This window comes from Verrucosispora sp. WMMD703 (genome assembly GCF_049178935.1).
Taxonomy (GTDB): Bacteria; Actinomycetota; Actinomycetes; order Mycobacteriales; family Micromonosporaceae; genus Micromonospora; species Micromonospora sediminimaris.
This window is the reverse complement of record NZ_JBMHMM010000004.1, coordinates 2705661-2719855: the sequence shown is the minus strand read 5'-3', so window position 1 is coordinate 2719855 and position 14195 is coordinate 2705661. Positions and strand designations below refer to the sequence as shown.

The 14195-nt window shown below is 68.3% G+C and carries 13 protein-coding genes; 6 read left to right on the top strand and 7 right to left on the bottom strand.

Annotated features, from left to right (window positions below):
- Nucleotides 1-34: 34 nt before the first annotated feature.
- The 4 genes from ACN26Z_RS13015 to ACN26Z_RS13000 form a co-directional block, all read right to left on the bottom strand.
- Entirely contained in the window at nt 35-976 is a 942-nt protein-coding gene (locus tag ACN26Z_RS13015; RefSeq protein ID WP_421461397.1) for a DUF5996 family protein, read from the bottom strand.
- Between the two features lie 78 nt (nt 977-1054).
- Nucleotides 1055-1780, bottom strand: a complete 726-nt coding sequence (locus ACN26Z_RS13010) for a flavodoxin family protein (protein ID WP_093409612.1) — start codon at nt 1778-1780, stop codon at nt 1055-1057.
- Nucleotides 1781-1925: 145 nt separating this feature from the next.
- Nucleotides 1926-3194, bottom strand: coding sequence for a glutaminase (locus tag ACN26Z_RS13005; protein ID WP_421461395.1), 1269 nt, complete (start codon nt 3192-3194; stop codon nt 1926-1928).
- 415 nt (nt 3195-3609) lie between these two features.
- Nucleotides 3610-4578, bottom strand: coding sequence for a glycoside hydrolase family 6 protein (locus ACN26Z_RS13000; RefSeq protein WP_282239068.1), 969 nt, complete (start codon nt 4576-4578; stop codon nt 3610-3612).
- 274 nt (nt 4579-4852) lie between these two features.
- Between ACN26Z_RS13000 and ACN26Z_RS12995 the strand changes: the two genes are divergently transcribed.
- Complete coding sequence (locus ACN26Z_RS12995) at nt 4853-5866, top strand: LacI family DNA-binding transcriptional regulator (RefSeq protein WP_170863595.1); 1014 nt, start codon at nt 4853-4855, stop codon at nt 5864-5866.
- A gap of 152 nt (nt 5867-6018) precedes the next feature.
- On the opposite strand, the gene ACN26Z_RS12990 is transcribed toward ACN26Z_RS12995, so the two are convergent.
- The 3 genes from ACN26Z_RS12990 to ACN26Z_RS12980 form a co-directional block, all read right to left on the bottom strand.
- On the bottom strand, nt 6019-6843 hold the full coding sequence (locus ACN26Z_RS12990; protein WP_282239069.1) for an alpha/beta fold hydrolase: 825 nt from the start codon (nt 6841-6843) through the stop codon (nt 6019-6021).
- Between the two features lie 19 nt (nt 6844-6862).
- A complete protein-coding gene (locus ACN26Z_RS12985) occupies nt 6863-7432 on the bottom strand; it encodes a DJ-1/PfpI family protein (protein WP_421461392.1) in 570 nt (189 codons plus the stop codon).
- Nucleotides 7433-7516: 84 nt separating this feature from the next.
- A complete protein-coding gene (locus ACN26Z_RS12980) occupies nt 7517-8260 on the bottom strand; it encodes a GntR family transcriptional regulator (RefSeq protein WP_282239070.1) in 744 nt (247 codons plus the stop codon).
- Between the two features lie 441 nt (nt 8261-8701).
- Between ACN26Z_RS12980 and ACN26Z_RS12975 the strand changes: the two genes are divergently transcribed.
- The 5 genes from ACN26Z_RS12975 (at nt 8702) to ACN26Z_RS12955 (ending at nt 14085) form a co-directional block, all read left to right on the top strand.
- Nucleotides 8702-10087 carry a sugar ABC transporter substrate-binding protein gene (locus tag ACN26Z_RS12975; protein WP_282239071.1) on the top strand — a complete coding sequence of 462 codons (1386 nt, stop codon included), beginning with the start codon at nt 8702-8704 and terminating at the stop codon, nt 10085-10087.
- A gap of 98 nt (nt 10088-10185) precedes the next feature.
- Nucleotides 10186-11031, top strand: a complete 846-nt coding sequence (locus tag ACN26Z_RS12970) for a carbohydrate ABC transporter permease (protein ID WP_232511419.1) — start codon at nt 10186-10188, stop codon at nt 11029-11031.
- Nucleotides 11032-11120: 89 nt separating this feature from the next.
- Nucleotides 11121-11942: a carbohydrate ABC transporter permease gene (locus ACN26Z_RS12965; protein ID WP_421461390.1), complete on the top strand. Its 822-nt coding sequence runs from the start codon at nt 11121-11123 to the stop codon at nt 11940-11942.
- Nucleotides 11942-13009, top strand: coding sequence for an ABC transporter ATP-binding protein (locus ACN26Z_RS12960; protein ID WP_093409635.1), 1068 nt, complete (start codon nt 11942-11944; stop codon nt 13007-13009). The genes ACN26Z_RS12965 and ACN26Z_RS12960 overlap by 1 nt, the downstream gene beginning before the upstream one ends.
- Nucleotides 13009-14085 (top strand): ABC transporter ATP-binding protein, encoded by a 1077-nt coding sequence (locus ACN26Z_RS12955; protein WP_282239073.1) that lies wholly within the window; start codon nt 13009-13011, stop codon nt 14083-14085. Before ACN26Z_RS12960 ends, ACN26Z_RS12955 begins: the two co-directional genes overlap by 1 nt.
- The last annotated feature ends 110 nt before the right edge of the window (nt 14086-14195 follow it).

The following is a 14195-nucleotide window of genomic DNA, read 5'->3' as shown; positions in this document are numbered from 1 at the left end:
GAGCACCGGTTGGCGCCCGCCCCATTGGCGATCCTCACCGAGCAGTGTTCTGCTGCCACCGCAACGGGTCGTCCTCCAGCGCGGCGCGATCCCAGTGCCCGAGGTCCGCAGCGGCTTCGTAGGTGGTCTGAAGGAACTCGGCGACCGCACGGTCCGGGTCCGGAGCGGTGCGGGCGACCTCGTACGGCAGCAGGAACTGCTTGAACTCGGAACTGAAGTACGCGCCTTCGGGGCGGACCTGCTGCTCGGCGAACCCCTCGGGTTCGGGATAGGCGTAGGAGTAGAAGGCGCCTTCCTCGCCGCCGCCGGGCCAGAACCCGCAGCTGGACAGTTCCCGGGAGTAGCCCTCGACCATCACCCAGTCCCCGCAGTTGGGCACGCCGCCCGGGTGCGGCGGGGCCGACCGGCCGGAGAAGCGGGTGCAGGCGAGGTCCATGCCGCCCCAGAAGAAGTGCACCGGACTCACCTTGCCCACGAAGTGCGACCGGAACTCGCCGATCACCCGATTCGCCTGCAGCAGCTGTCGCCAGAACAGGGCGGCCGCCTCGCCGTCGTAGGAGGCGTGTTCGTGGTCTTCCGCGAAGGGGATCGCCGGATCGACCTCGTTGGGGTGCGGCCGGATCGGTGCCTCGACATCCAGTTCGTCGAGCATGGCCATGACCCGCGAGTAGAACTCGGCGACCGGCATCGGCCGGAGCGGGAGGCTCCGCGCGCCGCCGTTGCTGCTGCGGACGTCGAGCCGCTGGCCGATGAAGTCGAACTCGATCTCGAAGGCCCCCGTGCCGTACGGGATGGCGGACGTCGTCAACCCGCGAGGGCTCACGTACAGGGGCACCTGCCACCAGTGGTTGAGCAGCGGAGCATGCGCCATACGGATCTTGCCCACGATCTGGGTCCACATGTGCAGGGTCTCGCGGGTGGGGGTCCAGTCCGAGACCCGCAGGCTCGGCCAGCTCGTCGGTGCCGGGCTTGTCATCGCTACTCACATCCTTGGCGCTGTCACGGAAGGGTGACGGTCGTCGTGGTCGGATCCTCGGTACGGCTGGCCGACGCGTCAGCGGTACTCGGGGTTTGCGGCATCCGGATGGACCCCTGCGTCCCAGGCAGTGCGCTGGTTGCCGTACGCCGGGAACCCGCCGGCACGACGCATCATCGACGCGAGGTGGAGCAGGTTGTAGGTCATGAACGCGGTGTTGCGGTTGGTGAAGTCGTTCTCCGGCCCGCCGGAACCCTCGTCAAGGTAGGACGGCCCGGGCCCGACCTCACCGAGCCAACCCGCGTCGGCCTGCGGCGGAACAGTGAAGCCGATGTGCTGCAAGCTGTAGAGGATGCTCATCGCGCAGTGCTTCAGGCCGTCCTCGTTGCCGGTGAGCAGGCAGCCACCGACCCGCCCGTAGTAGGCGTACTGGCCCTGCTCGTTGAGCACGCCGGAGTAGCCGTAGAGCCGCTCGATCACCCGCCGGGTCACCGAGCTGTTGTCGCCGAGCCAGATCGGTCCGGCGATGACCAGGATGTCGGCTGCCAGCACCCGGGCCAGCAGCGCGGGCCATTCGTCGGTGTCCCACCCGTACTCGGTCATATCGGGGCGAACCCCGGTGGCGATGTCGTGGTCGACGGCGCGGATCTGGTCCACGCTGACCCCGTTCGCCTCCATGATCGCCACACTGCGGTCGATCACCCCCTGGGTGTGGCTACGGCCCGGGGAACGGTTGAGGGTGCAGTTGATGTAGGTCGCGCGCAGCCCGGTGAAGTCGGGCTTCTCGATCCCCGTCGCGGTCATGGGGTCCTTTCCTGGTATCGGTCGTGCCGTCGGCCCGTCGGCCCCGCCGGGTCCACGTGACGAGTGTCGGACGCTGCGGCCCTCGCCGGATCGGCCGGTCAATCGGTCGGTCCTGCCCGGTCAGCGCGCTCAGGCACGCAGGCGATCACACCTGATCAACTGCGTCGACGACCGTGAGTCGGCCGCCGTCGCCGGGATCCGGGTCCGGGATCATCGTCTCCGGATCCACGAGATAGACCTCGTGACCGTCGAGCGTGAGCCGACGCGCGACCTCCAGGAGCATCCGTCGGGCCACATCGTCGATGGAGTGCACCAGCGAGACGTCGAGAACCACGCGGGGCTCCGCAGGCGCGCTCTCCACGAGCTCGCGAACGATCCGCTCGGCTCCCGCGAAGCGGATTCCGCCCTGCAACCGGAGAACCCGGGTCGCGTCCGCTCCACCGCCTCGTACTCGATTGGAACGCACGACCGCGCGCGCTGCGGGAGGGACCTCCATCACATGCAACCCCATGTCGTACGAGAACCGCTCGAACAGCGACACTCCGCGCACGCTGTTGCCGTGCCGGTCCAGTCGCGGCGAGAAGGTGGCGATGCCGAGCTGACCGGGGAGGGCACCGATCAGTCCCCCGGCCACACCGCTTTTCGCCGGAATGCCGACCTGCGTGGCCCAGTCGCCGGCGGCGTCGTACATTCCGCAGGTGGCCATGACGCTCAGGACCTGGCGCACCACCGCCCCGTCCACCACCTGCTCGTTCGAGAGGGGATTCGCCCCGCGGTTGGCCAGCGTCGCCGCCATCATCGCCAGATCTCGGGTGGTCACGAGCACCGAGCACTGACGGATGTAGCCGTCGACGACGGTCCTGGGATCCTCGGTGAGGATGTCGTGGCTGCGGAGCATGTGCGCGATGGCGAGGTTGCGGTGCGCGTTCTCCATCTCGGATGCGCATACCGTCTCATCGACGGTCAGCTGACGGCCCGCAAACGCCGAAAGCCCCTGAACGACGCGGTCGACCCGCTCGACGGGCTTCAGGTTCTCCGGTCCGGCGAGTGAGTGAGCGGTGATCGCGCCAGCGTTGATCATCGGATTGCGGGGACGCCCCGTGTCGCTTTCGAGGGATATCTCGTTGAACGCCTCCCCAGACGGCTCGACCCCGACCTTGGCGAGCACTCGATCGAAGCCGCGATCGGAGAGTGCCATCGCGTACACGAAGGGCTTCGAGATCGACTGGATCGTGAACGCGGCATCGACGTCGCCGGCACCGTGGACCGTGCCGTCGACCGTAGCGAAGACCGCTGCGAGACGGTCGGGATCAGCTGTCGCGAGTTCGGGAATGTACCCCGCCGGCGCCCCGGAGATGTCCGATTCGACATCTCCAAGTACCTCAGCCAGATAGTCGGGAACGACTGACCGCATCCGTCCTCCTCAGGTCCTCGCGGAGGCTGCCAATGCGGGGCCTCGCGCACCAGCAGCCTGGCAGGCCGCGGTGCGGGTTCGCAGCTCGACCGCCTCGACACTCTCCATCCAGCGGCGACGCCGACAGGTGCCGCAGCCCGCCGGCCCGGTCGGTGAGCATGCGGCCCGAATCAGGTCGATCCACTTGGCGAGCGCGAGCACCTCGTCGAACCGATAGCGGAGGAGGTCGCGGGTCTCCGGCGTCGAGAGGTGGCGCAGCGCCGGTATGCCGGAGCCCGGTGCGACACACGTTCTTCGCCTACTGACACCCGGCGCCTCTCTGGGGCCGATGCCTGGACGCAGAGAGGCGCCGTCCGGGTGGCAGGGCACGGAGAGCATCGGCTGCGTGCAGCCCTCATGCTCTCCGCACGCTGCGCTAGTAACCGTAGATCATCTTGTAGGCCACCTCGGGCAGGAACTGCCCGGCGCTGGATCCGCCGCCGACTCCGCAGTTGCCGTCGGACTCACCCGGCGTCTTGAGCCAGAGCAGCATTTCCGCGCCGCCGCCCATCCGGCTGGGGGTGCCGATCCTGCGGCCGCCGGGGTTGCACCATTGACCGTTGGAGCCGTTGCCGTTGCGACTGGTGTCGATCACGTACGGCTTGCTGTATCCGAATCTCCACAGCGCGGAAGCGACCTGATTGCCGTAGTTGGTGTTCTCGCCGGTGGTGAAGTAATTCGAGACGTTGAGCGCGAAGCCGCGTGCATTGCCCACGCCGGCCATGTTGAGCCGCTGCGCCATCGTCTGGGCATCCACCCAGCGGGGATTTCCGGCGTCGATGTAGGCCCAGGTGTTGGGTGCCTTGGACCGGAACTGGCCGACGGCGCGGGAGAGCATACCCACTCGGTCGTTGATCTGCGCCTGGCTCATGCAGTTGAAGTCGCCCAGGGAGTCGGGTTCGAGGACCACTACGGCAGGACGGCTGCCGATGGCGGAGGCGAAGGAGGCGATCCATGAGTCGTAGGCGGCGACGCTGCCGGCGCCGCCACCGGAGTGGCCGCCGCACGCGTCCCGGCCCGGAAGGTTGTAGGCCACCAGCAGCGGCAGCTTGTCAACCGCATCTGCGGCGCCCACATAGCCCCGGACCGCGCTCCCGATGTCGCCGCTCCAGTTGCCGAACCATCTGGCCATCGGCTTCTGCGCGATCTCGGTACGGATGGCGGCGGCGCGTCCGTCGCCCGGGTTTGCGGCCGCCCACCTCGCCGGGCTCGAGTTGGGGTCGACGTAGAAGCCGCTGGTCTGGCTGACCGGATCCGCGTGCGCGGCTGGTGCCCCGAGCAGGATCGCGGGAACCGCCAACGCCAGGGCGGCGGCAATTCCCCAGGGGCGGGTGAAGCGTTTCATGGATAGCTCTCCTCTGGGTAAAACTGGAAGCGCTTCCAGCGATGTTCATCCATGCATTGCCGTCCGATGTTCGGTAAATTTCAGGCAGATGTCAAGAGAGGCCATCCCCGCGACAGGATCTGGATCACAGATTTCTGGGACCGCTTCCAGGCTGACGACGACAGCGAGCCACCTCGACGCCGTCGATGCCGGCCGATACGATCGGTGAGCGGTAACGGCACCGGCCGGCGGTAGCGGCTGCCCCGACGTCGGACAGGAAGGACTCGGCATCGCGATGGCAGCGCAGCGGCCCCGGCGGCAACCAACCCTGGACGAGGTCGCCGAACGCGCCGGCGTGTCACGTTCCGCCGCGTCCCGGGTCATCAACAAGGCGCCGCATGTCAGCCGCGCCACGCGCGAAGCCGTGGAGCGCGCCATCAAGGAGATGGGCTATCTACCCAACCGCACCGCCCGTGCCCTGGCCACCCGACAGACGGGGATCGTCGCGCTCGCGGTCTCCCATGACGATCCCGAGCTGTTCGCCGACCCGTTCTTCGCCCAGGTCATCGTCGGCGTGTCCGCAGCGCTGGAGGAGACCGACCTTCACCTGCTGCTGTGCCTGGCCAGCTCCGGCCGGGGCCGGTCCCGGCTGACCAACCTGCTGCACACGCGCGGCGTCGACGGCATCATGCTGATGGCGCTGCACGGCGACGATCCGCTGACTCACATCGTGCGTCGGGCCGGGCTGCCCGCGGTGTACGGCGGGCGGCCGTTGAATTTCGAGCCACAGTGGTACGTCGACTCCGACAACCTCGGCGGCGCGCGACTCGCCACCGAATACCTCATCGGGCTCGGCCGAACCCGGATCGTCACCATCACCGGTCCCATGTCCACCGACGTCGGCCGCGCTCGCCACCGCGGCTACCGCGAGGCGATGATCATGGCTGGGCTGACCCCGTACGCGACGGCAGAAGGCGACTTCACCGAGACCGGCGGTGCCGCAGCGATGAAATCACTGCTGGACAGCCACCCCGACCTCGACGCCATCTTCGCCGCCAGCGACGACACGGCGGCGGGGGCCCTCCGCGTCCTCATCGACGCCGGCCGGTCCGTGCCGGCCGACGTGGCAGTGGTGGGCTTCGACGACCTCGGCATGGCCGAACGAACCGATCCGCCGTTGACCACCGTTCACCAGTCGGTCCAAGCCCTGGGCAGAGAAATGACCCGGATGCTCGTCGACCTCATCGCGGGGCACGAACCCTCGTCCATCATCCTGCCCACGAAGTTGGTGCTACGCGACTCGGCATGATCCGTGACCCGGGCAAGCTGGCCGGGAGGTGGCGTCGCTCGCGTGTGGTGGGCCGGCCACCCGGATCGCTGAAGACACCGGTTACCGGACTTGCCACGCTCCCCTCGGGTCGAGTGCCCAGCACCGTGTGCCGCTCGACTGCGTCGCGCCTCCTATGCCTGAACAAGGTCCCGGCGGAGGAAGCAGGACAGCAGTTGGCTGAACTCGTGCGGGTGCTCGATCGCCGGGACGTGCCCACATCGGCCGAGCACGTGCAGCCGGACGTCGGCCAGGTGCTCAAGCAGGGGTTGGGTTGCGGTCCTGAGCGGGGTGACCCGGTCCTGGGCGCCGTGCACGAGCAGCACCGGCGCGCGGATCGCTGCCAGCGTTTGCGCCGAGAGGGTGAGCTCGTCGACCCATCGTGCCCTCGGTGGCGGGAACAATGACGCGTATGCGGCTGCCCCCGCTCGCATCGCCTCGGCACGGGCGTCGACGGCCGAATCGGTCACGAGCGCCTGGTCGTGGACGAGGCGGCTCAGCATGTCTCGTGCGCCCAGGGGACCGGCGGGGGCGGCCCAGAGCGCGTCGAGATCGGCGGAGAGCGGCGCCCCGGGGGCGCCCATCGTCGCGACCGCCACGACCCGGGTGACCTGGTGGGGGCGTGCGGCCGCCAATGCCAACGCCACCGCACCGCCCATCGAGTGACCCACCACGGCGTAGCGGTCGACACCGAGGGCGGCCATCAGGCCGGCGGCCTGCTCCGTCCACAGCCGGAGCCCACCCCGGGCACCCGCCGGGACAGGTGTACGGCCGAACCCCGCCTGGTCGGGAGCCACCAGGTGCCAGGACGTGCCCAGCGCCTGCGCCGTCGTTGCCCAGGCGCCGGACCCGGTCGTGCCGGGTCCGGAGCCGTGCAGCATCAGCACCGCGGGCCCGGTGCCGCCCTCAAGGACGTGGACGGGAGAGCCGTCGACTGTGACGGTCCGACGTGTCGTCACCGGGACGGGCCAGGCGTGCTCATGCCGATGCGGGGTCGACGGACTTCGAGAAGAGCTCCATCATCGCCCTGCCGAACCGCGGCATGTCGGGCCACCCCCGGCAGGAGACGAGGTTGCCGTCCACCACGTCGGGAGCGTCGATGACGGTGGCGCCCGCATTTTCCATGTCACCGGTGATGGGTGGGAAGCACGCGGTCTTTCGACCCTTCAGTAGCCCGTACACCGCCGGCACCTGCGCCCCGTGGCACACCAGGGCTACGGGCAGGTTGCGCGCGAAGAAGTGCTCGGTGATACGCCTGACGTCGGCGTCGACCCGGATCCACTCGGGGGCACGTCCCCCGGGGATGATGAGGGCGTCGTAGCGCTCGACGTCGACCTCGGCCCAGGGCACGTCGACCGGCAGCTTCCGGCCGTTCTTCTCCACGTAGGCGTCGGAGTTGGGGTCGAACTCGTGGATGACCAGTTGCACGTCACGCCTCGTCCGTGACGAGACGTCGACGTCCCAGCCGCCCTCCTGCACGCGATAGTAGGGATACATGGTGTCGAGTTCCTCGGCGGCGTCGCCGGTCAGGAGCAGCGCTCTGGGCACCTGCTTCTCCTCGCATCCTGGGGGCGGGTGGGGTAGATCCGATCCGATCCGATTCGGTTAGCATTCCCCGGCCCGGCCCGCCCGTCAACCCTCCGCCGCCACTGCGTCCGCGTCCTTGGCCTCGTCGAACAATCGTCGGAAACGCTCGCCGGAGCGCAGGATGTGCCGACGCATCGCGTAGGCGGCGGCGTCGGGGTCGCGCGCGGCGATCGCGGCCACGATCTCCTCGTGCTCGGCCATGGCCAGGTGAGTGACCTGGGTGTCGTGGTGCAGCCGAAAGAGGTGCACGTGGCTGTGCAGACGAGCGAGCGCTTCCCGGATGACCTGGTTCTCCGCGCTCAGGGCGACGAGGTCGTGAAAGGCGGCGTCGCGTAGACCGAAGGCGCCGTACGCCGTGGGCCCGGTGCCCCCCTCCAGCTCCGCCATCTCCTCCAGCATTGCTCGCAGACCGGCCACCTGCTCCAGCGATGCGCGTTCGGCGGACCTGCGCGCCGCCGCCGGCTCGAGGAGTAGGCGAACCTCGAGCATGTCCTCGAATCGGCGACGGGTGATCTGGGGTGGAATGCGGTAGCCGGCATGGGGCACCCGCACGACCAGGCCCTCGGCCTCCATGCGGTTCAGGGCGTCCCGGATCGGCGTCTGCGAGACCCCCAGTTCCCGCGCCAGGACGTCGATCGTGACGCGGGAGCCAGGCTCGATCCGCAGCGACATCAGCTGTCCGAGCAGCGTGTCGTACACCTCGTCGGCGAGCCGGCCGCCAGATCTTCCCGACGACGTGCCGCCCGTCACGGCTCGACGGCCCCGCGCGATCATTCCTTCGTCGTCCATCGTGACGTGAGGCCCTTCTTTGCGTCTTCCGGAACCTGTTGACATCAGTCACAACTCTGCGACATGCTGACGCCCCAGCCGGATCGTATAGGAAAAGTGGCGTACGACCGCCATCCTGCACCGTCGCGGAACCACCCGCGATCGCTCTACTTCGATCACCTGGAGCTCCCATGAGCGTGCTCGACGTCCTGCGCGGTTCGTCCCCGGGCCGCAGGTGGACGGGAGGACTGCTCGACGGCACGAAGATCGAGTACATCACGCCGCACTCGTGACGCCGGTCCGCGGGTCAGCCGCCGCGACAGCCCGCCAACCCGCCTGAAACCAACCCGGCAACTGCTCGGCGAAGCACCTAGCGAGGTCGTAGAAGTCCCCACTGAGAAAGCAGGCAAGGATATGCGGTATCAACAGCGAATAGGACGAAAATCCGTTCCCGGGCGAAAGGTGCAGCTGGCGACGGCGGCCATGCTGCTGGTGGCCACGACCATGGCGGCCTGCGGCGGTGGCCAGGACGACGGCGAGCAGGCGAGCGCCCCCAAGGCGCCGGCGACCATCCCGGAGCTCACCACGGACCCGCTGACCCTCAGCTTCATCTGGTTCGACTGGCCCCCCGCCCAGGCCCTGGAAGACTTCGCGAACGCGGAGTACACAAAGGAACGGTCGAACGTCACCGTCAAGGTCAACACCGTGCCGAACGCGAACTGGCACGATGCCATGTTCACCCAGTTCGCCGCGCGCAAGACCGACTTCGACATCGCGATCCTGGACTCGCAGCACATCGGCGAGGCCGTGACGAACGGCAACATCCTGGACATCACCGACTTCGTCAAGAACAACATCGAGGTCGATGCCTACAACCCGTACCTGCTGGCGGCCTACGGCCAGTTCCCGCAGGCGGAGACCGGTCAGCGCGACGAGAACGCCAGCCTGTACGGGCTGCCGCTGCTCGGCGACACCTGGACGATGATCTACCGCAAGGACCTGATCGGTGACAAGCCACCGCAGACCTGGGACGAGATGATCTCGGTCGCTGAGAAGTGTCAGGCGGACAACCCCGGCGTGAGCGGGCTGGCGTTCCACCAGGCCAACGGCTCCGACGCCGCAGCCGTCACCTACAACACGGTGAACGGTGTCTACGGCGGCAACCTCTGGGACCCGAAGGCCCGCAAGATCGACGGCGTTCTCAACGACGCCGCGGGCCAGGAGGCGATGGACGTCCTGGTCAACAAGATGAAGCCGCTGACCGCCAGGGGCTCCGGCAACTGGTTCATCGACGAGGTGAACGCGGCGGTCGCCCAGGGCAAGGCCTGCATCGCGTTCAACTGGATCGCCGCGAGCGGCGGCCTGCTCGATCCGAAGGAGTCGACCCTCGGCACCACCCGGGAGCAGATTCTCGACAAGTTGGGTTTCGCCACCCTGCCGAGCCAGAAGACGAACCTGGTCCCGCTCGGCGGCATGGGGATGCACGTGTCGGCCTATTCCGCCGAGGCGAACCAGGTGGAGGCGCTGAACTTCATGAAGTGGTTCCAGCGGGCTGACATCCAGAAGAAGTGGGCCGCGGCCGGTGGGGTGCCGTCGCGTACGGACGCCCTGTCCTCGCCCGAGTTCCTCAATGCCGGGCCGTTCAACCAGGTGTACGCCGACTCGGTGCCGCGGATGCGGGACATGTGGAACGTGCCCGAGTACGCGCGCCTCGTCGACATCGAGAACACCAACGTCAACGCGGCTCTCAACGGTGCGAAGAGCCCGAAGCAGGCGCTCGACGACATCGCCAAGGAACAGCAGAGCGTGCTCGACTCCAGCGGCCGCAAGGGCGGCGGCGGGCTGTGAGTGACCCCGTACCTCTGACAACCGATGCCGGGCAGGTGGCGGCGGCGCCGTCACCTGCACCGGGTCGGTCCCGCCGGCTGAGCGACCGCGGGCTGGCGGTGGCCTTCATCTCCCCCGCGTTGCTGCTGTTGCTCGCGATGTCGGTGTTCCCGCTGCTGTGGGCGCTGTACCTGTCTTTCACCGACTACTCGGCCACCCGCGGGGGGCCCGCCCGTTTCGTCGGGTTCGGGAACTACACAGCCGTCCTGACGTCGGCGCAGGTCCACCAGCGGGCCCTGACGACGTTGATCTACGTGGTCGGTGCGGTCGGCCTGCAGACCGTGCTCGGTTTCGGCATCGCCTACCTGATCTCACGCCGCACGCACGGGCGAGGAGTGCTTACCACTCTGTTCCTGGTGCCGATGATGCTGTCGCCGGTCGTGGTCGGGCTGTTCTGGCGCTTCATGCTCGACGCGCAGTTCGGCGTGATCAACAGCATGCTCGGCTCGCTCGGCCTGGGGCAGGTGGAGTGGCTGACCCGGCAGCGCACGGCGTTGATCTCCCTGATCGTGGTCGACACCTGGCAGTGGACGCCGTTCATCATGCTCATCGCGTTGGCGGGGCTCACCGCGGTGCCCAAGTACCTGTACGAGGCCGCCTCGATCGACCGGGCGTCGGAGTGGTTCCGGTTCCGCACCATCACCCTTCCGTTGGTGTGGCCGCTGCTGCTGATCGCCGTGTTGTTCCGGGCCATCGAGGCCTTCCGGCTGTTCGACCTCGTCTACATCCTCACCAACGGCGGCCCGGGTGTCTCCACCGAGACGTTGTCGTTCCACGTCTACAAGGTCGCGTTCCTGGGCTTCAACACCGGAACCGCCTCGGCGTACGGGATCCTCATGGTCCTCGTCGTCATCGTCCTCACGCAGCTCTACCTGCGCTACCTGAACAGACTCAAGGAGGGCTGATGGCCGTCTCCGTCGACGAGGCCGTGTCCACAGGTCCTGCCCGGGATCGCACGCCCCCCGTGCGCCGTCGAAGCGGCCGAGGTCGCTCGGTGCTGGAGGTCGCGCTGCTGACCGTGCTGGCCGTCGTGATGCTCTTCCCGGTGTTGTGGATGATCGAGACGTCCATCAAGGAAAACCGGGACGTCTACGCCGTCCCCGCCGAGTTCATCGGCTTCACGGTCACGATGGAACATTTCAAGGACGTGTTCGTCGGTCCCGACGGCGGTCGCTCGGCCCTGTCCGTCGCGTTCCTCAACTCCGTCCTGGTCGCCGGGGCCTCCACGGTGCTGGCCACCCTGCTGGGTGTCCCGGCGGCCTGGGCCTACTCACGCTTCGCCGTGAAGGCCAAGAAGGACCAGCTGTTCTTCATCCTGTCCACCCGCTTCATGCCGCCCGTGGTGGTGGTGATCCCGATCTTCCTCATGTACCGCCAGGTCGGACTCATCGACAGCAAGCTCGGCCTGATCCTCATCTACGCCGCGTACAACCTGCCGTTCACCATCTGGATGATGAAGGGGTTCGTCGACGAGGTGCCCGCGGAGTACGAGGATGCCGCGATGCTCGACGGGTACACCCGTCTGCAGGCGTTCCGGCGGTATACCCTTCCCCTGCTCGTGCCCGGCATCGCCGCGACGGCGGTCTTCGCCCTCATCTTCTCGTGGAACGAGTTCGTGTTCGCCATCTTCCTCACCTCCAGCGACAGCGTGCGCACCGCCCCACCCGCCATCGCCGGCCTCATCGGTGGCACCACGACGGACTGGGGTCTGGTGGCCGCCGCCTCCGTGGTGTTCGCCCTACCGGTGCTCGTCTTCGCCTACCTGGTCCGCAAGCACCTCATCGCCGGTGTGACGCTCGGGGCGGTGCGACGCTGATGGCCGGCATCGAGGTAACCGCCCTGCACAAGCGTTACCCGGACGGCACGGTCGCGGTCGAACAGGTGGACCTGTCGATCGGCCACGGCGAGTTGTTCGTGATGCTCGGCCCGTCGGGTTGCGGCAAGACGACCACGCTGCGGGCCATCGCCGGCTTGGAGCGGCAGACGACGGGCGACATCCGCATCGGCGACACGCTTGTCAACGACCTGCCGCCGGCCGAGCGGGACATCGCCATGGTGTTCCAGTTCTACGCCCTCTACCCGCATCTGAAGACCCGCGACAACCTGGCGTTCCCCCTGCGGGCCGAGGGGCTGCCCAAGTCGGAGGTGCTCAAGCGGGTCGACGAGGCCGCCCGGCTGATGCGGCTCGGTCCGCTGATGGATCGGCGACCGCGTCAACTGTCCGGCGGGGAGCAGCAGCGTGTTGCGCTCGCCCGCGCCCTGGTGCGCCGGCCGCGCGCATTCCTGATGGACGAGCCGCTCACCAACCTGGACGCGGAGTTGCGGGCGGACATGCGTACCGAGATCAAGCACCTGCAGGGAGAGTTGGGGGCGACCATGGTCTACGTCACCCACGACCAGGTCGAGGCGATGTCGCTCGGTCACCGGATCGCCATTCTCAACAAGGGCCGCGTCGAGCAGATCGGCACGCCGCTGGAGGTCTACGACCGTCCGGCGAGTCTCTTCTGCGCTGCCTTCATCGGCTCTCCGCCGATGAACCTGATCGAGGTGGAGGTGGCCGACGGGGCGTTGCGCGCTCAGGGCGGGCTGGCGCTCACCCCACCGCCCGGTCTGTCCCGCGACTGTCACCTGGTCGCAGGTGTGCGGCCGGAAGCCCTGGAGGTCACCGCACCGGGGGCGGAGCGTTCGGTCCCGGCCCGTGTGGTCTCGGCGGAGTGGCTGGGCGACGAGATCATCTACGTCGTCGACCACGGCGGCCAGCACGACGTGCGGGTGCGGATGCCACCGACTGTCCGATTCGCAGCTGACGCACAGGTCGGGCTACGGCACACCGGCGGGACCCCGGTGGTGTACGACGTGAGCACGGAAGAGTTGGTGGCCTGATGGGAACCGTGGCAGCGCACGGGCTGTGCAAGTCCTTCGGCAAAGTGCAGGCCCTGGACGGGGTGACGCTGGACGTGCCGGACGGCTCGTTCTTCGTCGTGCTCGGGCCCTCCGGGGCAGGCAAGACGACGACCCTGCGGGCGATCGCCGGTCTGGAGAAGCTCGACGCCGGGTCGGTGCACCTGGACGGCGCGGACGCGACCGGTGACGCCCCGGCCGAACGCGACCTGGCCATGGTCTTCCAGAGCTACGCCCTCTACCCGCGACACACGGTGTACGAGAACATCGCGTCGCCGCTGCTGGCCCGGCGCTGTTCGTCCAGCGAGATCGCCGCTGCCGTCGAGCGGATGTCGCGCCTGCTGCACATCGAACGGCTGCTGCAGCGTCGTCCCGCGCAGCTGTCCGGTGGTGAGATGCAGCGGGTCGCCCTGGCCCGGGCGCTGGTCCGTAGCCCGCGCGCGTTCCTCATGGACGAGCCACTGACGAACCTCGATCTCAAGCTCCGCGTCGAGATGCGTACCGAGCTCACCCGCATCCACCGCAGCCTCGGCGCAACCTTCATTTATGTGACAAACGACCAGGTGGAGGCCCTGTCCATGGCCGACCAGGTCGCGGTGCTCAAGGAAGGAAAGGTGCAACAGGTCGGCACCCCGACCGAGGTGTACGAGCGTCCCGCCAACCAGTGGGTCGCCGGATTCGTCGGGAGCCCGCCGATCAGTCTGCTCGCCTGCCGCGCCGAGGGAGATCGTCTGGTCGGTGCGCAAGGCTGGACGCTGCCTCGGCCCCACTGGACCACGGCTGAGGACGGTCGTGCGCTGCTGCTGGGCCTGCGCGCGGAGGACCTGTCCGTCGAGCAGCGTGGGCACGCGTCGTTGTCCGGCGAGCTCTACGGGCTTGAGCCGCTCGGTGACCGAACGGTGGTCGACGTCCGAGTGGGAACGGAGATCCTCAAGGTCAAGGCACGACCCACAGTCACCGGAACGCCGGGCGAGCGGCTGCAGGTGACGGTCGACCTGGACCGTGCGCACCTGTTCGATGCGGGCACCGGGCTGTCGCTGCCCGAGGCTGGGCGGTAACCCAGGCCACCACCACATCCGACCCGCTCGGCAACCTCGCCTCCGACGAGGCTGGACCCCGTCCGGCTACGCGCACAGCGTGGTCGCCGAGGCACGCCAGACAACACCAA

Excerpts from the sequence above, each read along its gene's own strand:
- ACN26Z_RS13015 (WP_421461397.1), bottom strand. The coding sequence starts at position 976 with ATGACAAGCCCGGCACCGACGAGCTGGCCGAGCCTGCGGGTCTCGGAC.
- ACN26Z_RS13010 (WP_093409612.1), bottom strand. The coding sequence starts at position 1,780 with ATGACCGCGACGGGGATCGAGAAGCCCGACTTCACCGGGCTGCGCGCG.
- ACN26Z_RS13005 (WP_421461395.1), bottom strand. The coding sequence starts at position 3,194 with ATGCGGTCAGTCGTTCCCGACTATCTGGCTGAGGTACTTGGAGATGTC.
- ACN26Z_RS13000 (WP_282239068.1), bottom strand. The coding sequence starts at position 4,578 with ATGAAACGCTTCACCCGCCCCTGGGGAATTGCCGCCGCCCTGGCGTTG.
- ACN26Z_RS12995 (WP_170863595.1), top strand. The coding sequence starts at position 4,853 with ATGGCAGCGCAGCGGCCCCGGCGGCAACCAACCCTGGACGAGGTCGCC.
- ACN26Z_RS12980 (WP_282239070.1), bottom strand. The coding sequence starts at position 8,260 with ATGGACGACGAAGGAATGATCGCGCGGGGCCGTCGAGCCGTGACGGGC.
- ACN26Z_RS12960 (WP_093409635.1), top strand. The coding sequence starts at position 11,942 with ATGGCCGGCATCGAGGTAACCGCCCTGCACAAGCGTTACCCGGACGGC.
- ACN26Z_RS12955 (WP_282239073.1), top strand. The coding sequence starts at position 13,009 with ATGGGAACCGTGGCAGCGCACGGGCTGTGCAAGTCCTTCGGCAAAGTG.